Here is a 20,752-nt window from a genome sequence, read left to right as displayed (position 1 = left end):
GCATCGGCGAGGATGGGCGCGACCGATGACCGTGAACGGGGAGCGAGCCGATGGACCGGCATGTGGATTTCGAGCGCCTGCACAACTTCCGTGACCTGGGCGGCTACCGGGCCTGTGACGGGCGCACCGTCGCGTGGCGGACGCTGTACCGGGCCGACTCGCTGGGCAAGCTCGACGGCGCCGACCGGGAGACGTTCCGGGAGTTGGGCATCGGCACGGTGATCGACCTTCGCTACCCGTGGGAGATCGAGGCCAAGGGACGGGTGCCGGAAGCGGACGGGCTGCACTACGTCAACCTGAGCATCGAGCACCGGCCCTACGACCAGGCCGAGATCGACCCCGCGGTCGACCCCTGGCGCTACCTCGCGGACCGGTTCGCCGAGGTCACCGAGGACGGGGCGGCGGAGATCCGGCAGGTGCTGGAGCAGATCGCCGAAGCGCCCGGCCCGGTGGTCTTCCACTGCACCTCGGGCAAGGACCGGACCGGGCTGATCGCCGCGTTCGTCCTCACGCTGCTCGGCGTGTCCGAGGAGCAGGTCCTGTCGGACTTCGCACTGACCGAGCTGGCCACCGAGCGCCTCACCGCGGACTGGCGCGCCGCGAACCCCGGCCGGGTCATGAAGTGGCCGGGCTACGGGCGCGCCCCCGCGGTGGTCATGGAACTGGTGCTGGCGGACCTGACCGCCCGTCACGGGTCGGTGCAGCGCTACCTGAAGGACCGGGTGCAGCTGTCGGACCGTACGGTGGAGCGCCTGCGCGCCCGCCTGCTCACGACGGCCGCCGCCGGCTGACCCGCCGCTCCTGCCGACCCGGGCCCCGTACGGACGGGGAGCCCGGCCGCCGTCCGTACGGGGGCAGGTCCGGCCGGAACGGAGCCTACGCGGGGGCGGTGGCCCCGGCGGCCGGTTCCCCGGCGGCCGGGCCCGGCGGCACCGCGACGAGCTGCTCGCGCAGGTAGTTCCAGAACACCGCGATCAACGCGGCGAGCGGTACCGCCAGCAGGCTGCCGACGACTCCGGCCAGGCTGCCGCCCAGGGTCACCGCCAGCAGGACCACGGCCGCGTGGAGGCCGAGTCCGCGGCTCTGGATCATGGGCTGGAACACGTTGCCTTCGAGCTGCTGCACCAGCACGATGATCGCCAGCACGATCAGTGCGTCGGTCAGGCCGTTGGAGACCAGCGCGATGAGGACGGCGACCAGGCCGGCGAACAGGGCGCCCACGATCGGGACGAACGCGGACACGAAGGTCAGCACCGCCAGCGGCAGCACCAGGGGTACGCCGACGATCCACAGGCCCAGGCCGATGAAGACGGCGTCGAGCAGGCCGACGAAGGCCTGGGACCGGACGAACGAGCCCAGGGTCTCCCAGCTGCGTGCGGCGACGACCGGGACGTCGGTGGCGAGGCGGCCGGGCAGCTGCCGGGTGAGCCACGGCAGGAACCGGGGGCCGTCCTTGAGGAAGAAGAACATCAGGAAGAGCGCGAGGACCGCGGTGACCAGGCCGTTGAAGACCGTGCTCACGCCCGTGACGACGGTGGAGACCGCGGTGCCGGCGCTGTTCTGGATGCGGGCGACCGCGGCGTCGAAGGCCCCGGTGATCTGGTCGTCGCCGATGTTCAGCGGCGGCCCGGCAGCCCACTCGCGCAGCCGTTGGATCCCCTCGACCACGCCGTCCGCCAACTCGCCGGACTGGGACGCCACCGGAAGCGCGATCAGTGCCGCGATGCCCGCGGCGACGACGAGGAACAGCAACGTCACCACCGACGCGGCCAGGGCCGGAGCCCAACCGCGACGACGCAGGAAGGCGGCCGGCGGCCAGGTCAGCGTGGTGAGGAACAGGGCCACTATCAGCGGCCAGACGACCGACCACATCCGGCCGAGAATCCACAGGGCCACCGCGGCCGCCACGAGGACCAGCAGCAACTGGACGGAGACACGGGCGGACACCCGTAGGGCGGCGGCGGTTTTTCTGGAACTCAACGTGTCAGACATGGGGTCACCCTATGGGCAGGGCTGCCCTGCCTCCGCGGGCGCCCGCACCGCCTCCCCGGAGCCCGGCGCCGCCTGTCGGACGGATGCCCGCACGCCGGGCCTGCCTGCCCCCGCCCCGGCGCCGCGCCGGCGGCCGGCTCAGGCCCCGCGACGGCGTCGGGCGGCGCGGCGCAGCGCCAGGACGACCACGACGACGACGAGCACCACGAGGAGGATGCCGAGGAGTGCGGCGATGCCGAACTTCTTGAAGAAGCCGCTCTTTTTCTTCTTCTTGCCGCTCTTCTTGCCGCCCTTCCTGTCGCTCTGCTCGGCCTGCGCAAGGGCCGTTCCGGTGGCGGCCGACCGGGCGTCGGCGGCCGGAGCCGCGAGGGCAGCGGAGCCGGCGCCGGCCTGCGCCGCGGCAACCGCCTGGGTGCGCGGACCCGGGGCCGACGGCTGGGCGGCCGCCTGCGGGCCCGCAAGCAGACCGGCCAGGACCAGAGCGGAGAGGGTAACTGCCGTTTTGCCCGTGTTCATTGGTTCTCCTGTCGTCAACGGCCTGTCGGAGCCGTTCCCGGCCGACGGTGTCCGGTGGACCATCTACCCACGGATCGCGGCTCGCACCGAATCGCCGCGGAAAGCGGGCCGGTACGGGGCAACGCGGGGAAACCCCTGTCTGACACCGGCTGCGGATGGCAGGCTCTACTCCTCGGAAGCGTCGTCCTGGGGGGGATCACACGTGAGGGAGCCGGGTACGGGCATGGGCCTGCGGGGCCGCAGCGGCATCCTGTCGCTGGTCGACGCAAGCCTCAAGGAGGACCCGGCCGCCGAGCGGCCCCTGACCATGCTCCTCGGTCCGGCGGGCAGCGGGGCCATCGAGGCGCACAGCGCACTCATGGAGCACTTCGGGCCGGACTACCCCTTCGCCTTCGTCAACTTCGGCGGCGCGCAGTCCCTGTTGCCGCGCTACGCCCTCGGGCTCCTGGCCCGCCAGCTCGAACGCAAGCTGCCGCGGTACGGCCGCTCCCGCTTCCCCCTGCTCAGCCTCGGCCTGCTCGCCTCCGACCAGGAGCTGCGCATGCGCAGCCTCGCGGAGGGGCGGCGCACGGTGCAGCGCCGGCTCGACCGCTTCCAGGAGGAGAACGAGGCCCGGCACGGCGACTACCTCGCCGCGTTCTTCGAAGTCGGCATGGGCGCGGTCGGTATGCCCGAGGGTGCCTCCACCGCGGCGCTGGCGCTGTTCCAGGACGCCCTGCGGCGCGGTCGCCACACCATGCCGGGCGTGTTCGGCGGCCGGCTGGGCGGCCGCCTCACCGCCGGGGCCCACTGGTACGGGCGCCACCCCCAGACCCGCAGCGCGGACCCCTGGGAAGCCCTCGTCGAGCTGAACCTGTGGCGCCACGAGGGGGACGAGACCGAACAGGAACGGCTCGACCTGGTCCTCTTCTCCGCCTTCCTGGAAGACCTCAGACGCAACACCGCCCGCAACTTCATGCCCCGCTCCTACCTGCTGCTCCTCGACAACGCCCACACCGACTACGGCCGCCGCTTCCTCGACCTGCTGCTGCGCTCCCGGCACGACGAGACGGTCGTGGCCGGCCACGCCAGCGACCCGCTGACGGTCGTCGCCAGCTCCAACCGCTGGCTGCCCCGCTGGGGCCCGGCCACCGGGGACTCCTGGCCCTGGCAGCTGCGCGGGCCCGACCGGGCCTCGCTGGCCGACTGGCACGCCCACCGGCCGACCCGCGACAGCGAGGACACCTGGTGGTACCCGTTGCGCCTGCGGGACCTCAACCTCGACGAGGTGCGGATCCGGATAGAGCTGCAGCTGGGCGGGAACGGCGACCTGGCTCCGCTGACCCGCCTCACCCCCTTCGTGCACCGGCTCACCGGAGGACTGCCGCGCGCCGTCCACCAGGTGCTCGACGTACTGCGGCAGGCGGGCCCGCCCCCCGCGCCGGGCCCGCAGCAGGACCACTGGCTGCGTACGCTGCCCGACCGGCAGCTGCGCACCGGAGAGGACTCCGCCACCCTCGCCGACGCCGCCCTCGGCCATCTGCTGCGCGATTTCGACGGGTCCCAGCGCGCCGTCCTCGCCGAATGCGCCGCCGCGCGGGACTTCTCGGTCGCCACCCGGCTGCTCAGCCCGGACGACGCGCTGTTCGGCGAGATCCGCTCGCGCTGGCTGCTGACCGGGCCGGTGGCCGTCGTCCCCGTACTGCACCCGTGGCTGCGCCGGCTGCTGCTGTGGCGGCTGGCCCGGCGGCCCGAGGGGTGGGACGCCGTGCACGAACTCCTCGCGGAGCACTACCGCGAGGAGGGCAAGCCGGTGCAGGAGATGTACCACCAGCTCGCCCGCGGGCGGACCGAGGAGGTCGCCACCCACCTGGCGCGGCGCTTCGGCGCCGTGCCCGCCGCGCAGTGGATCGCGGAGTTCGACGCGATCACCGCGGCACCCAACCGCCTCCCCGCCGACAGCGGCCCGCTGGAACTCCTGGCCGGGCTCGCCCCGCGCCGGCCCGGGCGCGTGGTGGACACCGAATCCGTGATCCACACCCTGGTGACCACCCGCTGGGTGTGGAGTGATCCCCTCGCCGACCCCGCCATGCGGCTCAACGACATGATCGCCGACGGCTGCACCCAGCTGTCCCAACTGCGGAGGAACGACATCGTGGCCCTGTTCAACGAGGCGGAGCGGTACCGGCACTGGCGCGACCCGCAGACCGCCGGCTGGGAGGGCTGAGCGCGTGCCCAGACTCGAATGGCCCCTGCACGTCGTACGCCGGGTCGCGCTGGCCACCGCGGCCGCCGTCACCCTGGTCGCAGCGCTCTGGCTGGGGGTCGGCTGGCTGCAGGAGCGCCAGGCCAGGTGCGCCGACGGGGTCGTGGAACAGGGCCCGGAGGACGAGTGCGTCGGCATCAGCGACGGCTCCTACGTCTTCGCCCCGCACCTGGACGCGGTCAGCGCGAAGATCGAGGAGGAGAACCGGCGGGTCCTCGCCCACGCGGACACGGAGCCGTACGTCAGCGTCGCCTACTTCACCTCCTTCACGACCACCGCCGACGACAGCAACTCCGCCGAGGGCGTGCGCCACGAGCTGCAGGGCGCCTACCTGGCGCAGTACCGGCACAACCAGGGGGACCTCGCCGCGTCCCCGAAGATCCGCCTGCTGATCGCCAATCCGGGCAGCCGGTCCACCCAGTGGAAGCACACCGTCGACGAGCTGATCGCCCGCAAGGACTCCCCCGACCGGCTCGTCGCGGTGGCCGGCCTCGGACCCAGCAACAGCGAGAACCTGGCGGCCATACAGCGCCTGTCGGAACACGGCATCGCCATGGTCGGCGCGACCCTGACCGCCACGAACATCCAGGGCATCAACGGCTTCGTCCGGATCGCCCCCACCAACGAGGACGAGGCGTACGCGGCCGCCGGGTACCTCAAGCGGCGCGGCGTCGCCACTGCCGTCGTCATCCAGGACGTGGCGCAGGGCAACCTCTACGCCTCGACCCTGGGCACCGCCTTCACGCAGGCCTTCCAGGACGGCGCGAAACACCGGCTGGTGGCCGAGCGGATGACCTACGACTCCTCGGTGAGCAGTGCCTGGCAGAACGAACTGCGCTACATGCCCGGCCAGTTGTGCCAGCAGCGACCCCAGCTCGTGTACTTCGCCGGGCGGGGCCGGCATCTGACGCACTTCCTCGACGCGCTCTCCAACCGCAGCTGCACCGACCAGCAGTTCACCGTCTTCACCGGGGACGACACCAGCAATCTGAGCGCCGAGCAGCTCGCGCACGCCGCCGAGACGGGCGTCGAGGTGCTCTACACGGGCCTCTCCCACCCCGACATGTACCGTTCGGCCCCGCAGGCGGTGTCCGCTCCGTCCGCGAAGAACTTCCAGCCGGGCGGTCTGCTGGACCAGTGGTTCCCGCACGACCCCCGTGAGGACGGCGGGGCCCTGATGGGGCACGACGCGGTCCTCTCCGCGGCCCACGGCATCCAGATGGCCGCCCGCTGGCAGGGTCAGGTCGTCGGCGACGCGGTGGCCCGGATGTTCCACCAGATGGACGGGACCCAGCAGGTGGCCGGGGCGAGCGGGTTCATCTCCTTCCAGAACAACGGCAACCCGCGCAACAAGGCCGTGCCGGTCCTACGGCTCAACGCCAAGGGGCAGGTGGAGTTCGTCGAGGTGTCCGCGGCGGACGGCAAGCCGCCGCAGGAGCAGTGATCCCGCCGCCGCCCGGCCGCTGCGGCCGGGCGGAACCGGACGGCCCGGACGGCCCGGACGGCCCGGACGGCCCGGACGGCGCAGCCCGTACGCCGCCCGTGTGCCGCCGGCGGGGCGGCGCCCTGGGGCCGGGGGGCCTCAGGCGGCCCGGGCCTCTCGGATCGGGGCGCCGGCGCGGTGGAGGCTGGCGAGGGTCTGCCGGTAGGAGCCGATCAGGCTGGTCTCCAGGTAGCCGACCCCGAGTTCCCGGCAGTGGCTGCGGACGATGGCCTGGGCGCGGCGCAGGTGCGGGCTGGGCATGCTGGGGAAGAGGTGGTGCTCGATCTGGTAGTTCAGCCCGCCGAGCATCAGGTCGGTGAACCGGCCGCCCCGCACGTCGCGTGAGGTCAGCACCTGGCGGCGCAGGAAGTCGGGGCGGTCGCTCCCCTGCAGGGTCGGCATGCCCTTGTGGTTCGGGGCGAAGATCGAACCGAGGTAGATGCCGAAGAGGCACTGGTGGACGACCAGGAACACGACTGCCTTGCCGGGCGGGAGCACCAGGAACAGGGCGGCGAGGTACCCCGCGATGTGCGCGAGGAGGAGTCCGCCCTCCAGCGCCCTCTTCTTCAGCGACCTGTCCGCCAGCGACCGGATGCCGGCCACGTGCAGGTTGAAGCCCTCCAGCGTGAGCAGCGGGAAGAACAGGTACGCCTGCGAGCGCCCCAGGAGCCTCGGCAGCCCTTTGGCCGCACGGGCCTGGTCCTGCGTCCAGACGAGGATGTCCGGGTCGAGGTCGGGGTCGAGGGTCTCGTGGTTGGGGTTGGCGTGGTGGCGGGTGTGCTTGTCCTGCCACCAGCCGTAGCCCATGCCGATGCCGAGGTTGCCCGCGAGGCGCCCGGACAGTTCGCTGGCCCTGCGCAGGCGGAAGACCTGCCGGTGTGCGATGTCGTGCGCGAGGAGGGCGACCTGGCCGAACACGAAGGCCAGGAATCCTGCGACGAGCAGGGTCCACCAGCTGTCGCCGACCAGGACGAAGGCGGCCCAGCCCGAGGCGTAGAGGGCCGCCACGAGGGCGATGCGGATCGTGTAGTAGCCGGGGCGCCGGGCCATCAGTCCGGCGGCCTGGACCTTCCTGGCGAGGCGGGCGAAGTCGCTGCCCGTCTCCGCGGGGTCGGGCGGGGGGCGCACCTTCTGCAAGGAAGTCATGGTCAGGGGTCTCTTTCCGTTGTCGTCCGCCGCGACGGCGGCGGGGCGCCGCAGTCTGTGGGGGGCAGCGTCCCTCCGGCGCACCGGGACCCTGCGCGCTGCGTCTACCCGCTGTGGACCGGTTGACGTACGCGGACCCGTGCGGATACTTCGCCGGAAGCACCGAGGCGGGGGCCCGTCCCGTGGGTGGCCTGCATGATCATGCCGCGCGGGTGGAGGTGGGGGGCCGGTCGCACGTCGATCACGACCCGCCGGTCCGCGGACAACTGCCGTGGGCCGCAGGGCCCGCGGCCCCGCCGGTCACGGGGCGGCCGTCTGTGCGACAGTGTGAGGCGCCCGGGCCACGATCACGGCGGGCGGGGCCCGCGCAGCGGGCGTCAGCGGCGTCCACCCGCTGGCCGGGCAGCAGCAGGCAGCAGCAGAGGGCACGCACGGTGAACATTCAGCAGGGTCGTCCCACCGCCGCCCCGGCGCACGGCGGCGGGCAGGGCAGCGCGGAGGAAGACCTCCAGGCGCTGTTCGGCCGGTCCACGGTGCTGTTCGCGTCCATGTCGGGGCCCGAGCACGTGGTGGAGGCGGCCAACCCGGCGTTCTTCCAGGCCATCGGCGGCGGGGAGCGGGAGCGTACCGGCCTGCCGATCGGACAGCTCATGCCGGAGCTCGCCGAGCAGGGCTTCACCGCGCTCCTGGACGAGGTCTACCGCACCGGCCTGCCCTATGCGGGCCGCAGCGCCCGCGCCCTGCTGGGCGGCGGCGGACGGGTCCGGGAGGCGTTCTTCGACTTCTCCTACGAGCCGCGGCGGGACCCGGACGGCGGCATCACCGGCGTCCGGATGCTGGGGGTGGAGACCACCCAGGTCAAGCAGGCGGCCCGGCTGGCGGCCGAGCACCGCGCGCTGCTGGAGCAGATCGCCCGGCAGGCCCCGCTGGAGGAGGTCCTGGACGGGATGGCCCGGGCGATCGAGGACCTCTCCCCCGACGTCATCGTGTCCGTCCTGCTGGCCGACGAGGACGGCCGGCACCTGCGCCACGGCGCCGCGCCGAGCCTGCCCGGCTTCTACAACGAGGCCATCGACGGCATCGCCACCGGCGAGGGGGTCGGATCGTGCGGTACGGCCGCCCACCGCCGGGAGCCCGTCATCGTCACGGACATCGGGACCGACCCGTTCTGGGACGACTTCCGCGACCTGGCCGGCCGTGCGCGGCTCGCCTCGTGCTGGTCGACGCCGATCCTGGCCCGCGACGGCAGCCTGCTCGGCACCTTCGCGATGTACCACCGGACGCCGCGGGCGCCCCAGGAAGCGGACCTCGCGCTCAGCCGGGTCTTCACCGACACCGCGGCGCTGGCCGTCGAGCGCCACCGCGCCGAGCAGGCCCGCCTGGCCGCCGAGGCGAAGGAACGGGCCGCCCGCGACGACCTGGCGTTCCTCCTGAGGGCCGGTACCGCGCTCGCCGAGGACCTCGACTACACCCAGACCATGCAGCGGCTCGTGGAACTCGCCTCGCCCGCTCTGGCCCCCCTGTGCGCGGTCGACGCCGTGGACGCCGGGCGGGTGCGGCGCATCGCCGCCGCCGGCCCGACCCCGGCCCACACGGACCTCCTGGCGGCCGCCCCCGTCACGGCCCTCGACGCCGAGGCCGACGTGTTCGCCCGCGTGCTGGCCTCCGGCGTCACCGAGGTCGCGCGCCGCGCCCCTGCCGGGCCCGGCCCCTGGACGGACCTCGCGGTCACCGGGTACGTCTGCACACCCCTCGTCCACCGCGGCCGCCCCTTCGCCACGCTCACCCTGTTCGCCACGGGGGACGGCGCGCTCGACGGCCACACCGTCGCCCTGGCCGAGGAGCTGGCCCGCCGGGCCTCCACCGCCGCCGGACACGCCCGCCAGTACACCCAGCGCGCCACCCTGGCCCGCGACCTGCAGGCGGGACTGCTGCTCCCGGACCCGCCCGAGCTGCCGGGGGCCGAGCTGGCCCTGCACTACCACCCCGCGGGCGAAGGCCTCGACATCGGCGGCGACTTCTACGACGCCTTCCCCCTGCCGGACGGGACCTGGGCCTTCATGCTCGGCGACGTCTGCGGGCGCGGCGCGCACGCCGCCACCACGACCGCCCTCGTACGCCACACCGCCCGCGCCGTGGCCCCGCTGCTGCCCGACCCCGCCTCCGTCGTGCACGCCGTCAACCGGGCCCTGCTGGAGCGCCCCGGCAGCCACGGCAACGGCTTCGTGACCCTCGTCTACGGCCAGCTGCGCCCGGCCGAGGGGCGGCTCGCCCTGGAACTCGTGCGCGCCGGCCATCCCGGCCCCCTGGTCCTGGACCCCGTGCAGGGGGTCCGCCCCCTCGACATCAAGGGCGCCCTGCTCGGCATCTCGCGCGACCTCTCCTTGCAGCCGCACCACGTGGACCTGCACCCCGGGCAGAGCCTGGTGCTGTTCACCGACGGCATCACCGAGGCCCGCGACAGCCGCCGGGAGCAGTTCGGGGACGCCCGCGTCGCCGAGGCCCTGTCGGGCGTGGCGCACCCCGACCGCGCCCGGGACGTCCTCGACGGCGTCATCACGGCGGTGGGCGCCTTCACCGGCGACGATGTGGCCGATGACGACCAGGCCGTCCTCGTCCTGACCGCCACCCGGCCATGAGAGCCCCCTGTACAGGCGGCCCGGGGCGCGTCCCCCACCAGGAGGGGTCGGGGACCTGCGGCCGGGTAAGCGGCCCGCATGACACTGTCGGGAGAACTTCTGTCCGAATCCGCGGTACGGGACGCCATCGGGTCGCTCGTCCACGTGATCGAAGCGGCCGGTGCGCTGATCATCTTCGTCGGCGCCGTGTGGGCGTTCACCCGCTTCGCCGCGACCGGGATCCGCCGGCGCTCCCTCATCGGCGAGTTCAACAAGATCCGGCTGAGCCTGGGCCGCTTCCTCGTCCTCGGCCTGGAGTTCCAGCTCGCGGGGGACGTCCTGCGCACCGCCGTCGCGCCCAGCTTCACGGAGATCGGGCAGCTGGCGGCCATCGCCGCCATCCGCACGGTCCTGAACTTCTTCCTCACCCGGGAGATCGCCCAGGAGCGAGCCGAGATCGAACGCGACCGGGAGGAGCCCGCCCCGCCGCGGAAGGCCGCGTCCGCATCCGCATCCGCATCCGCGTCCGCCCCCGCCCCGTCCGCGTCCGTCTGAGCCGCGTACGCCGGCCGCATCGCACTGCGCCGCCGGGGCCGGGACCCGCCCGTGCAGGGCTGCGCGGGGCGGGCGCGATACCGCCGCGCTGCGGGACTTCCGTCCCGCGCCGGCCGGGGCGGCCGGGTCCGCCGGGCGTCTGCCGCCTGGCCGGGCGGTCGCGCGGGCGTCGGCTGTTCCTCGGGACCTAGGTCCCGACGTGGGCCTCGGGTGCAAGGGGTAGGGGACAGGCGAGCGGCCAGCACCGGTCGGGGCCGGTTCCCCCTCCCCCGGGCTGCCCGCGCCGCATCCGACGGCGGGCCGTACCGCTCGGCCCCCTTCCTGCTCCCGAGGGCATTGATCGTGCAACGGTTCGAAGTACCGACGGCCCGCGCGGCGACGGCGCGCATCCACCGGCTGCTGCCCTGGGGCCTGTGGGCCCTGAGCATCGCGGCGGAGCTCTGGACGGCCCGGGACGTGCGCCTGGGGCCGCTCCTGGCGGCCGTTCCGGCCCTCGCCGCGGCCAGTCACACCTGGCGCGCGGTGCTGGCCTTCGGCGCCCTCTCGCTCACCACGCTGGCCGCCTTCCGCTGGTACGAGCCCGCGGGGCGTCCGTCCGCCCTCGTCGTGGTCCTGGCCATCCTGGCGGGCACCGCGGCCGGTGCGCTGTCCGCTGCGGGACGCAGCCGCGAGCAACGGCGGCTGGACGAGCTGCGCGCCACGGTGGGCACGGTCCAGCAGGCGGTGCTGCGGCCGCTGCCCGAGTCCGTCGGCGGCTACCAGGTGGCCGGCTTCTACCGGGCGGCCGGCGCCGAGAACAAGGTCGGGGGCGACTTCTACGAGGCCCTGGACACCCCGCACGGGCTGCGCCTGGTCATCGGTGACGTGTGCGGGAAGGGGCTGCCCGCCGTCGATGCCACGGTGACGCTCCTGGGCGCCTTCCGGGAGGCCGCCTTCCTCGAACCCGACCTGTGCAGGGTCGCCGACCGCATGGACCAGGCCCTGATGCGGCGACAGGAGTCGACCGGGGACAGCAGGTTCGCCAGCGCCCTGCTCGTCCAGGCGGACACCGCCGGCCGGCTGACCCTCGTCAACTGCGGGCACGTACCGCCCCTGCTCATCGACCACGACGCCCGGGTCCGGGAGCTGTCGCTGCCCCCGAACCGCCTCCTCGGCCTCCAGGCCGGCCTGCCCGGGATGCCGGTGGCGGCCGCCCACGAACTGCCGCCGGGCGCCTGCCTGCTGGCCACCACCGACGGCATCACCGAGGCCCGTGACGGGCAGCGTGCCTTCTTCGACCTCCCCGGCGCCGTCGCGCACCACCGCCACACGGGCGCCGGCCACCGCATGCAGACCCTGCTCGACGAGCTCCACCGCCACACCGGGGGCCGACTGGACGACGATGCCGCCGCCATCGCGATCGGCGCTCCGGCCGCCTCCGGTGCGCCGGCCGCGCGGGCCCTCCCTCCTGCCCCGGTGCGGAAATAAGAAACACATAAGGCGGACGTGCATGCCCCGCAGGCACGGGGCAGACGGTGCCTCGGAGGTTGATGACCATGGTTCCCTTGCTTCTTGTTCTTCTGCTGGCACTGATCCTCTTCGGCGCGGGTTTCGCGGTGAAGATTCTCTGGTGGGTTGCGATTGCGGTCCTGGTGCTCTGGCTGATCGGTTTCGTCGCGCGTCCCAAGGGCGGCAGTGGCCGCTGGTACCGCTGGTAGCCCTGAGACCGGGGGTCCTGTGACGCGCAGCGCAGCGCGAGACTGCCCGGCGGTGGCCCGCCGTCCCCCTGTCCGCAGGGGGACGGCGGGCCACCGCCGTTTCCGCGTTCCGTGGACGGGCCCCCGCCCCCGTGGGGGGCTCCGCTCCGGCGGGGCGGGAACTCCCGCACTGCCCGGGTCGGTCCGTTCACTGCGTGCGCCGGCGCCAGGCAGGAACGATCACCCCAGTAGGGCCGGGGGAACCGCTGACTCCCTGGGAGCGGGCGCCGCTGCGCCGGGCGGTCCGGCGCTGGTACGGCACCACGCCGGCCGCCCTGCGCCGCACCGGCCCGGCGGACGCCGGCCTGACGCGGTAGCGCGATGACGCGGGAGCGCCGTGACGCGGGAGCGCCGTGACGCGGACGACCCGGGTGTCCCGGCCGCCGGACGGGTACGGTCTGGACCGACAGCCGGGACGGTTCGAGAAGGGTGGACGGCGTGCAGCAGGACGATGGGGCCCGGCCGCGGCCGGTCGTGATCCGCGCATCGGGCGAAATGGACATGGACCGCGCACGGGCGTTCCGTGCGGAGATCGACGCGGCCGTCGCGGCGGCGCCGGCCGCGGTCGAGGTGGTCGTCGATCTGACGGCCCTGACCTTCTGCGACTCCTCCGGCCTCAACGCCCTGCTGGGCGCGCGGCTGCACGCCCACGAGGCCGGCCACGTCCTGCGGCTGGCCGCCCCGCCCCCGCAGATGATGCACCTGCTGGAGATGACCGGGGCCCTCGACCTGTTCCCCGTGGACCCGCTCCCGCCCGGCGAGGCCCCTGCCTGACGTGCGCCCGAGGCCCGTGGACCACTTCGACTGTGCAGAGAAGGCGGAGAAGACAGACAGGTGAAGGACTTCCTCCTGGTGGCCCTCGGCGGCGCGGTCGGGGCGCCGCTGCGCTACCTCACCGACCGCGCGGTCCAGGCACGCCACGACACCGCCTTCCCGTGGGGCACCTTCGCGGTCAACGTCACCGGCTCCCTGGTCCTCGGCGTCCTCGCCGGCGCCGCCCTGTCCGGGGCGGCCGGCCACACCGTGCAGCTCCTGCTGGGCACCGGCCTGTGCGGCGCCCTGACCACGTACTCGACGTTCTCGTACGAGACCCTGCGGCTGGCCGAGTCCGGCGCGAAGGCCGCCGCCGCGGCCAACGTCCTCGCCTCCGTCGCCACCGCATTCGGCGCGATCTCCCTGGGCCTCACCCTGGGCCGATCCCTGCTCCCCTAGGACGGGGCAGGCCTCCCCCGCCGGGGGGTGCCGGGGCGGGGGAGGCCGGGGGGAACCGTCAGGTGCGGTACGCGAAGTAGACCGCGTCCGGGTAGGACGCGATGAGGCTCGCGAGCGACTTCCGGTACGTGTTCGTGGAGTGGTAGGTGAGGTACGGCATACCCGCGCTGCTGCGGTACGTCACCATCATGGAGTGGTCCTTGGACCCGTCCTTGTTGAAGTCCAGCTGCACGACGTCGCCGATGTCGGCCTGGTAGACGTTGGCCAGGTTGGCGGCCCGCTGGTTGGACAGCGTGAACCACGCGAACTCGTTCGCGCCGACCCAGGAGTCGGACTGGCGGGTGCCGTCGTACCACCAGTTGCGGTAGTCGGACGAGGAGCCCGGAGCGGCCTTCCAGCCGCCCGCCTTGAGGGCCTGGCTGATGAAGTTGGTGCAGTCGCCCCCGGCCCCGTTGAACTTGCGGTAAGCGGGGTTGTACTTGCTCCAGTGCTTCTCGGCGTACTTCGCCATGGCGGTGTAGTCGTAGGCACCGCCGGTCTTCACCTTGGGCTTCGCGGGCGCCGGGTACTTGGTGGACGCGGGTGTGCCGTCCGGGTACTGGTTGCCGTCGTCCTTGACGACGTTCACCTTGGCCGCCACGGGCTCGTTGACCGCGACCGGGCCGCTGTCCTGCGAGGTGATCGAGACCAGCTCCCAGGCACCGCCCCGCTTGCTGGTGAGGGTCAGCTCGTACCGCGTCCCGATGTCCGTGGTGTCCGGCTCGTCGCCGCGGAGCTTCTTGTACGTGAGCTTGGTCTGCTCGGTGACCTGGACGGTCGCCTTCCCGCCGGTGACCGTGGCGCGGTCCACGACGACGCGGGTGTCGGCTCCCGTGTACGCCTCGCCGAGTTCCGCCAGCCGCACCTTGCGGGACCGCAGCGACTGGAGCGCGGCGTCCTCGTCCTTCTTCAGCTTGGCCGACATGCGGGTCTTCGAGCCCGCGCCCGCCTGGCCGGAACCGCGCTTGCCCGCCTGGTCCTCGACCAGGGCGTCGGTGCGCTGGGAGAGCACGTCGTCCGCGATGCGGGCGAAGGTGTCGGTGGTGGCACGGTCGGCCGCCTTGGGCCCGGAGGCCGCGCCGGCGGAGTAGGCCAGCATGCTGCCGGACGCCAGGGCCACGGTCAGGGCCGCGATGGCGGCGGGCCTGAACCTCTTAGGTATCACTGTGTTTCCCCTTGTCACCCGGTCCGCACGAACCGGGGGACGGCATCTTCGCACAACTGGGCGAGCCCATCGTCCCGTTCCGCTTCCCCGGCGGCCGACCGGCAAGGCCGCTCCGTGTGCCGAAGGGCCCGCCTCCGCTTCCCCGCCCGCACCGCGCCCCCGGACCGCACGGCGGGATGCGGCCACCACCCCGCGGGCCGCACGGCGGGTGCATCTAGGGTGTGCGGGAAAGCACAGCACAGGGGGGGCATTCAGAGTGGGCAGGAAGGATACAGCCGCAAGAGGGCGATCTCGGGGCAGGCGGGCGGCTCCCGCCGCCGGCGGCGGAGCCCGGTCGGGCCGCCGCGCGAAGTCCGGGGCGCGCCGCCGCCCCTGGGCGGGGAGCAGCCGGTTCGCCGCCCTCGCACCGGCCGCCGCCGTGGCGCGTACCCAACTGCGGCGCCTGCGGCCCGCCTTCCCGCGGCCGGGCCGCAGCGGGTGGCGCCGGTGGATACCCTCCTGGCGCCAGTGGCTCGGCGCCGGCCTGTACGTGCTCCTGGCCCTGACGGGGTTCGTCACGCTCGCGTACGCCACCACGGACATCCCGGACGACCTCAATTCTTTCGCCACACAGCAGGACAATGTCTACTACTGGGCCGACGGGTCCACGATGGCCCGGACGGGCTGGGTCAGCCGGCAGGAGATGCCGCTGGAGAAGGTGCCTCCGCAGGTCCAGGGGGCGGTGCTCGCGGCCGAGAACTCCAGCTTCTACTCCGATCCCGGAGTCTCTCCGTCCGGTTTCCTGCGCGCCGTGCGCGCCACGGTGACGGGGGGAGAGACCCAGGGCGGGTCCACCATCACGCAGCAGTACGTGAAGAACGCCTACCTGAACCAGGACCGCACCCTCTCCCGGAAGTTCACCGAACTGCTCCTCGCCCTGAAACTGGACAACCAGAAGGGCAAGGAGCAGATCCTCCAGGACTACCTGAACACCAGCTGGTTCGGCCGCGGCACCTACGGCATCCAGCGCGCCTCCCAGGCTTACTACGGAAAGGACGTCTCGCAGCTCAACGCGAGCGAGGGCGCCTTCCTGGCCTCCCTCCTCAAGGGCGCCGGCCTCTACGACCCGGCGCTGAGCAAGGAGAACCACGAGCGGGCCGTCGAGCGCTGGGCCTGGATCCTGGACCGCATGGTCGACACCGGCCGGCTCACGCGCGCCGAGCGCGCCGGGTACACGCAGTTCCCCGAGCCCTCGGGCACCTCCCTCGGCAACACCCCTGGCGCGCAGACCGGCTACCTGGTCGAACTGGCCAAGGCGTACGCGATCAAGGCCGGCCACATCTCGGACTCCGACTTCGACCTGGGCGGCTACCAGATCTACACCACCTTCGACCAGGCCCGCATGACGGCCCTGACCAGCGCGGTCCAGCAGGCGCAGAAGGACTTCGACGCCGAGAAGCGCCCCGACACCGACAAGCACGCGAAGATCGGGGCGGCGAGCGTGGCTCCCGACGGTCGGATGCTGGCCGTGTACGGCGGCCCCGACTACCTGAAGCAGGGCTTCAACGAGTCGAACGCGACGACGATCCCGGCGGGCAGCGCGTTCACGCCGTTCGTCTATGCGGCCGCGCTCGACGAAGGGGTGGTGCGCACCCGGGGCAAGGCCCGCACGCCCGTGTCCCCGTCCACCCCGTACGACGGCAACGACCAGGTGACCGTGCAGACGCCCGAGGGCCCGTACTGGGACCGCAGCGGCAAGGTGCTGAAGGGGCGCAACGACGGAGGCCGCAGCTGGGGCCAGGTGACCTTGCGCCAGGCCGTCGCCAACTCCGTCAACACCCCGCTGCTGCAGCTCGGGCTCGATGTCGGCCTCGACCGGGTGGAGGCGTTCGCCGAGCGCTCGGGGCTGCTCGGCTCCAGCCTCGGTCCGCGGATCCCCGCCTTCGCCCTCGGCGAGAACTCGACCCCGAGTGCGATCCGCATGGCAGGCGCCTACGGGACCTTCGCCGCCGACGGGATGCACACCGACCCCTACTCGGTGCGCTCGGTCACCCGCAACGGCACCGCGTTGCCGTTCGACGCGCCGAAGCCGGTCCGCGCCGTGACTCCGGCGACCGCCCGGGCGGTGACGGACGCCCTGCGGGACACCCTGACCGCCGGATCGGCCAAGACGGCGGGCAAGGCGCACCCCGGGGCGGCGGGCAAGACCGGGACGACCGCCGCGAACACGGCCGGCTGGTTCGTGGCGAGCACCGAGCAGGAGTCGACGGCGGTGGTGGTGTACCGGATGTCGCTGACCGACCTGGTGCCGCTGCCGCTGACCGGGCTGGGGGGCGATCCCGCGGGTGCGCCCGGCAGTGAGCGGGCGGTGCGCCTGTGGGCCGACTACATCAAGTCGGTGAAGTAGGCGGGGCGGCGGCAGCCGGGGCGGCGGGCTCCCCGCACGCCACCGCCCGGTCCGGCTACTTGATCAGCGCGGCCCACTCCGGCGCCTGTGCGGGGTCGAGCAGGCGGAGTTGGGCCAGTACCTTCGGGTCCTGGGCGTCGAGCCAGTCCGACAGCTCCTTGAACGACACGCAGCGGACGTCGTCGCGGGGGCAGACGTCCTTCATCACGTCCTCGACGGCCTTCATGTAGATGCCGCCGTTCCAGTCCTCGAAGTGGTTGCCGATGAACATGGGCGCCCGGCTGCCGTTGTACACCCGGTTGAAGCCGTTCATGTACGACATCCGGGTCTGCGTCTGCCAGGCGGCGAACTTCGCCGGGTCGCCCTGGGTGCTGTCGCCGGACTGGTTGTACAGGAAGTTGAAGTCCATGGAGAGGACCTGCACCTCCTTGCCGTGCAGGGGCAGGAGCTGGAGCGGGAAGTTCCAGATGCCGTTCTGCCGGGACGGCCACAGCTGGAAGTCCCCGGAGGAACTGGCGTCGTAGCGCCAGCCGTACGGCTTGATCGCCGTCAGGAGGTTCTTCTGGCCCTCCAGGCAGGGCGCGCGGCCGCCGACCACTTCCCGGTCCGGGTCGAAGGGCAGGGGCGCCTCCTTGGTGAAGCCGGTGTTCGTCTTCCAGTTCTTGATGAAGGAGTACGTCTGGTCGATCTCGCTCTTCCATTCGGCGGGGCTCCAGTCCCCGCCGCCCTTGGGCCCGCAGAAGTGCCCGTTGAAGTGGGAGCCGATCTCGTTGCCGTCGGTCCAGGCGCCGCGCAGCTGCCCCAGGGTGGACTTCACGTGCGGCATGGTCGGGTAGGAGATGGCGGCCGCGCCCTGGCTGTGCTGCGGCGGGGCGTAGAGCGACTTCTTGCTCTCCGGCAGCAGGTAGATGCCGGTGAGGAAGAAGGTCATGTGGGCCTTGTTCTCCCGGGCCACCTCGCGAAAGTGCGAGAAGAGGTGGTCGTCGCCCTCCAGTGCGCCGTCCCAGGAGAACACGACGAACTGCGGCGGCTTCTCGCCCGGCTTCAGGCGCTCCGGCTTGAGCTGGCCGGGCTGCGGCCCCGTGTAGGAGGTGGAGCCGTCCCCGAGCACCTTGACCTTGCCGTCCCAGGCCTCCTCCGCACCCTTCGCGGCGGCGGCTTCCCCGGCGAGCTTCGCGTCGCCCTTGCCGCTGCCCGAGGAACCGCCCAGGGTGAAGGCGTACGCGGTGGCGCCGACCCCGCCCAGGGCGAGCACGGCGACGGCCACGCCCAGGCGCCGGCGGTTCTGCGCCTTCCTGCGCTCCTTGCGGGTACTGCGGGACTCCGCCCGCGAGCGTGGAGCGGCGTCGGTGTCGGTGTCGGCCATGGCAGTCGTCCTCCTGATCACCGCAGCCCCGCCGCGTTGGATGGTTCGTACGAATATAGAACTTGTCCGCCCATCCTCCGTACGCCGACTCCCCCCGGACGGCACTTCACAGCCATCCCCCAACCCTGCCCGCCCGCTGCCGCGCCCGGGCGCGTATGCCGGTCGGCAGTGTCTTGCATGCCAAGACGGGACTGTCCACGATCCGGTCGCACCCTTGCCGCCAAGGTCACTTCGGGCAAGTATCCCTATCAATCCGATGGGGAAGGTGGGGATCATCCATGGGGCCGGAAGCGGACCGGTCGCGCCGCGGGCCCGCACCACCTCCGGCGCGCTGCTCCTGACGGGAGTTCACCGCCGTGCGCCTGCCGGGCTTCACCCCCGGAGGGCCCGCCCCCCTGCGCTCCCCGGTCCGTCCCCGCGGATCCCCCCTCCCCCGCTCCCCGCCACCGGCCGACGCCGCCCGACCACTCCGGAGTAGCCGACATGACCACTGCCATCCCCCAGGGCGGCGCCCACCGCCCGGACCCCGCGCCCGGCAGCGGCAGCGGCAGCCGGGCCCGTCGGTGACGGCCGTGCCGAGCACACCGGTGATCGCCGGCGAGCAGCGCCCCGCACTGCTGCGTACCGCCCGTGACGTGGCGGACGACCTGGCCGCGGACGCCATCGTCCGCGACCAGGCGGGCGAGCCCCCCACCGACGAGGCGGCGCGGCTGCGCGAGGCCGGGGTGCTGGCGGCCCTGACCCCGCCCGGGCCCGGCCGCGGCACGGACTGGCGCACCGGATGCACCGTCATCCGGCGGATCGCGGCGGCGGACAGCTCCGTCGGCGACGTCCTCGCCCGCCACTACGTCCACGCGTGGAGCGGGCGCTTCTACGCGGGCCGACACGATGCGGCCGCCCTCGAAGAGCAGTCGGTGCGCGAGCAGTGGCTGTGGACCGGCGCCGTCCGCGTGCCCGTACCCGACGAGGACACCGAGGGACCGGACCTCACGCTCCGGCCGCGCGACGCGGGCCACGTCCTGAACGGGATCCGGTTCGTGGAGGCCTCGGTGGCCGTGGCCGACCAGTTCGTGGTCGACGCCGTCTGCGGCGCGACCGGTGACGTCCTCGTCGTACGGGTCCCCCGCGGCGTGCGCGGCATGACCACCGAACCGGCCCGGGACCGCCTCGGGCAGCGCGTGGTCGGCGCGGGCCGGGTGGTCTTCGACCGGGTCGCCGTCACGCCCGCGCAGGTGCTGGGCCGGCGGCCCCAGGACGAGGAGTCGACCGCCCCGTTCACCGCGCTCGCCGAGCCGGCGCTGCGCCTCGCCCTGTGCCACGTCGCCCTCGGCATCGTCGAAGGCGCCCTCTCGGAGGCGCGCGACCTCAGCAGGGGCGGGCGCGCCTACCGGCTGCCGGGTGCGGACCCGGACCTCTTCCTGACCTACGGGGAGCTCGCCTCGGCCGCCCAGACGGCCACCGCCGTGGTCGACCGGGCGACCGAGGTGATGGCGCAGGCCCTCGACACGGGTACGCGGCTCGACGCCGAGGAGCCCGCGGGGGTCGCCGCCCTGGTCGCCACGGCCGAGACGGTGGCCTCGAAGGCCGCCCTGCACGTGACCGCGCGGGTGCTGGAACTGGCCGACGCCCCCGGCCTGGACCGCTTCTGGCGCAATGCCCGCGTCCTGACGGCCCAGCATCCGGCCGCGCACCGGCTGCGCTCCATCGGCGAGCACTACCTCAACGGGTCCCACCGCGCCGTGGCGGCGGCCTTCCACTGAACGCCCGCCCGGAAGCCGTACGGGATACTGTCCGCATGCGGATCTCAGCCAGGGCGGACTATGCGGTACGTGCCGCGCTGCAGCTCGCCGCGTCACAGGAGGACGGGCCACTGAAGGCCGAGGCGATCGCCGAGGCCCAGGACATCCCGCACAAGTTCCTCGAAGGCATCCTGAACGACATGCGCCGGGGCGGTCTCGTACTCAGCCGGCGCGGCCTCAACGGCGGCTACCGGCTGGCCAGGCCCGCCGGGGCCATCAGCATCGCGGACGTCATCCGCGTCGTGGACGGGCCGCTGGTCTCGGTACGCGGGGTCCGCCCCCCGGACCTCTCCTACACCGGTCCCGCGCAGGCGCTGCTGCCGCTGTGGATCGCCCTGCGGGCCAATGTCCGCGAAATCCTCGACGGGGTGTCGCTGGCCGAGGTCGCGGCGTCGGACCTGCCCGCCGAGGTGTCCGCGCTGACCCGCACCCCGGGCGCCTGGACCAATCCCTGATCCCACAACCCGCCGGCGGCCGGGCCGCCGGGCACGGCG

At 73.3% G+C, this 20,752-nt stretch carries 17 protein-coding genes; 12 read left to right on the top strand and 5 right to left on the bottom strand.

Annotation, left to right across the window (positions count from 1 at the left end):
- Positions 1 to 50 precede the first annotated feature (50 nt).
- The gene (locus ACLJTM_RS18545) at positions 51 to 791 is read left to right on the top strand and encodes a tyrosine-protein phosphatase (protein WP_411104720.1); all 741 of its coding nucleotides are present in this window, start codon (positions 51 to 53) and stop codon (positions 789 to 791) included.
- Positions 792 to 876: 85 nt separating this feature from the next.
- Here ACLJTM_RS18545 and ACLJTM_RS18540 read toward each other — a convergent pair whose 3' ends face one another.
- Both ACLJTM_RS18540 and ACLJTM_RS18535 read right to left on the bottom strand, forming a co-directional pair.
- On the bottom strand, positions 877 to 1,992 hold the full coding sequence (locus tag ACLJTM_RS18540; RefSeq protein WP_411104719.1) for an AI-2E family transporter: 1,116 nt from the start codon (positions 1,990 to 1,992) through the stop codon (positions 877 to 879).
- Between the two features lie 138 nt (positions 1,993 to 2,130).
- Positions 2,131 to 2,508, bottom strand: coding sequence for a hypothetical protein (locus ACLJTM_RS18535; protein ID WP_411104718.1), 378 nt, complete (start codon positions 2,506 to 2,508; stop codon positions 2,131 to 2,133).
- 202 nt (positions 2,509 to 2,710) lie between these two features.
- On the opposite strand from ACLJTM_RS18535, the gene ACLJTM_RS18530 reads away from it, so the two are divergent.
- Together ACLJTM_RS18530 and ACLJTM_RS18525 are read left to right on the top strand one after the other, a co-directional pair.
- Complete coding sequence (locus ACLJTM_RS18530; RefSeq protein ID WP_411104717.1) at positions 2,711 to 4,714, top strand: hypothetical protein; 2,004 nt, start codon at positions 2,711 to 2,713, stop codon at positions 4,712 to 4,714.
- Between the two features lie 4 nt (positions 4,715 to 4,718).
- Positions 4,719 to 6,197 (top strand): ABC transporter substrate-binding protein, encoded by a 1,479-nt coding sequence (locus ACLJTM_RS18525; protein WP_411104716.1) that lies wholly within the window; start codon positions 4,719 to 4,721, stop codon positions 6,195 to 6,197.
- A gap of 138 nt (positions 6,198 to 6,335) precedes the next feature.
- On the opposite strand, the gene ACLJTM_RS18520 is transcribed toward ACLJTM_RS18525, so the two are convergent.
- Positions 6,336 to 7,382 (bottom strand): fatty acid desaturase family protein, encoded by a 1,047-nt coding sequence (locus ACLJTM_RS18520; RefSeq protein ID WP_411104715.1) that lies wholly within the window; start codon positions 7,380 to 7,382, stop codon positions 6,336 to 6,338.
- Positions 7,383 to 7,816: 434 nt separating this feature from the next.
- On the opposite strand from ACLJTM_RS18520, the gene ACLJTM_RS18515 reads away from it, so the two are divergent.
- The 6 genes from ACLJTM_RS18515 to crcB all read left to right on the top strand — a co-directional run bounded on the left by ACLJTM_RS18515 (position 7,817) and on the right by crcB (position 13,503).
- The gene (locus ACLJTM_RS18515; RefSeq protein WP_411104714.1) at positions 7,817 to 10,021 is read left to right on the top strand and encodes a SpoIIE family protein phosphatase; all 2,205 of its coding nucleotides are present in this window, start codon (positions 7,817 to 7,819) and stop codon (positions 10,019 to 10,021) included.
- Positions 10,022 to 10,105: 84 nt separating this feature from the next.
- Positions 10,106 to 10,555, top strand: a complete 450-nt coding sequence (locus ACLJTM_RS18510; RefSeq protein WP_411104789.1) for a DUF1622 domain-containing protein — start codon at positions 10,106 to 10,108, stop codon at positions 10,553 to 10,555.
- A gap of 342 nt (positions 10,556 to 10,897) precedes the next feature.
- Complete coding sequence (locus ACLJTM_RS18505; protein WP_411104713.1) at positions 10,898 to 12,022, top strand: PP2C family protein-serine/threonine phosphatase; 1,125 nt, start codon at positions 10,898 to 10,900, stop codon at positions 12,020 to 12,022.
- A 68-nt stretch (positions 12,023 to 12,090) separates the two neighbouring features.
- Positions 12,091 to 12,252 (top strand): hypothetical protein, encoded by a 162-nt coding sequence (locus tag ACLJTM_RS18500; protein ID WP_037792689.1) that lies wholly within the window; start codon positions 12,091 to 12,093, stop codon positions 12,250 to 12,252.
- A gap of 477 nt (positions 12,253 to 12,729) precedes the next feature.
- The gene (locus tag ACLJTM_RS18495) at positions 12,730 to 13,065 is read left to right on the top strand and encodes an STAS domain-containing protein (protein WP_411104712.1); all 336 of its coding nucleotides are present in this window, start codon (positions 12,730 to 12,732) and stop codon (positions 13,063 to 13,065) included.
- A 60-nt stretch (positions 13,066 to 13,125) separates the two neighbouring features.
- Positions 13,126 to 13,503, top strand: a complete 378-nt coding sequence (gene crcB / locus ACLJTM_RS18490; protein ID WP_411104711.1) for a fluoride efflux transporter CrcB — start codon at positions 13,126 to 13,128, stop codon at positions 13,501 to 13,503.
- 58 nt (positions 13,504 to 13,561) lie between these two features.
- On the opposite strand, the gene ACLJTM_RS18485 is transcribed toward crcB, so the two are convergent.
- Positions 13,562 to 14,707, bottom strand: a complete 1,146-nt coding sequence (locus tag ACLJTM_RS18485; protein WP_411104710.1) for an amidase domain-containing protein — start codon at positions 14,705 to 14,707, stop codon at positions 13,562 to 13,564.
- A gap of 418 nt (positions 14,708 to 15,125) precedes the next feature.
- On the opposite strand from ACLJTM_RS18485, the gene ACLJTM_RS18480 reads away from it, so the two are divergent.
- Positions 15,126 to 17,093, top strand: a complete 1,968-nt coding sequence (locus ACLJTM_RS18480) for a transglycosylase domain-containing protein (protein WP_411104709.1) — start codon at positions 15,126 to 15,128, stop codon at positions 17,091 to 17,093.
- Positions 17,094 to 17,148: 55 nt separating this feature from the next.
- Here ACLJTM_RS18480 and ACLJTM_RS18475 read toward each other — a convergent pair whose 3' ends face one another.
- The gene (locus ACLJTM_RS18475) at positions 17,149 to 18,459 is read right to left on the bottom strand and encodes a hypothetical protein (RefSeq protein ID WP_411104708.1); all 1,311 of its coding nucleotides are present in this window, start codon (positions 18,457 to 18,459) and stop codon (positions 17,149 to 17,151) included.
- A gap of 572 nt (positions 18,460 to 19,031) precedes the next feature.
- Between ACLJTM_RS18475 and ACLJTM_RS18470 the strand changes: the two genes are divergently transcribed.
- Together ACLJTM_RS18470 and ACLJTM_RS18465 are read left to right on the top strand one after the other, a co-directional pair.
- Positions 19,032 to 20,219 carry an acyl-CoA dehydrogenase gene (locus ACLJTM_RS18470; RefSeq protein ID WP_411104707.1) on the top strand — a complete coding sequence of 396 codons (1,188 nt, stop codon included), beginning with the start codon at positions 19,032 to 19,034 and terminating at the stop codon, positions 20,217 to 20,219.
- 35 nt (positions 20,220 to 20,254) lie between these two features.
- Positions 20,255 to 20,713 (top strand): RrF2 family transcriptional regulator, encoded by a 459-nt coding sequence (locus ACLJTM_RS18465; protein WP_411104706.1) that lies wholly within the window; start codon positions 20,255 to 20,257, stop codon positions 20,711 to 20,713.
- Positions 20,714 to 20,752: the final 39 nt, after the last annotated feature.

Origin of the sequence: Streptomyces sp. cmx-4-9 (assembly GCF_046548835.1) — a bacterium.
Lineage (GTDB): Bacteria > Actinomycetota > Actinomycetes > Streptomycetales > Streptomycetaceae > Streptomyces.
The sequence above is the reverse complement of the archived record's forward strand: the minus strand, read 5'-3'. Positions and strand labels throughout refer to the sequence as shown.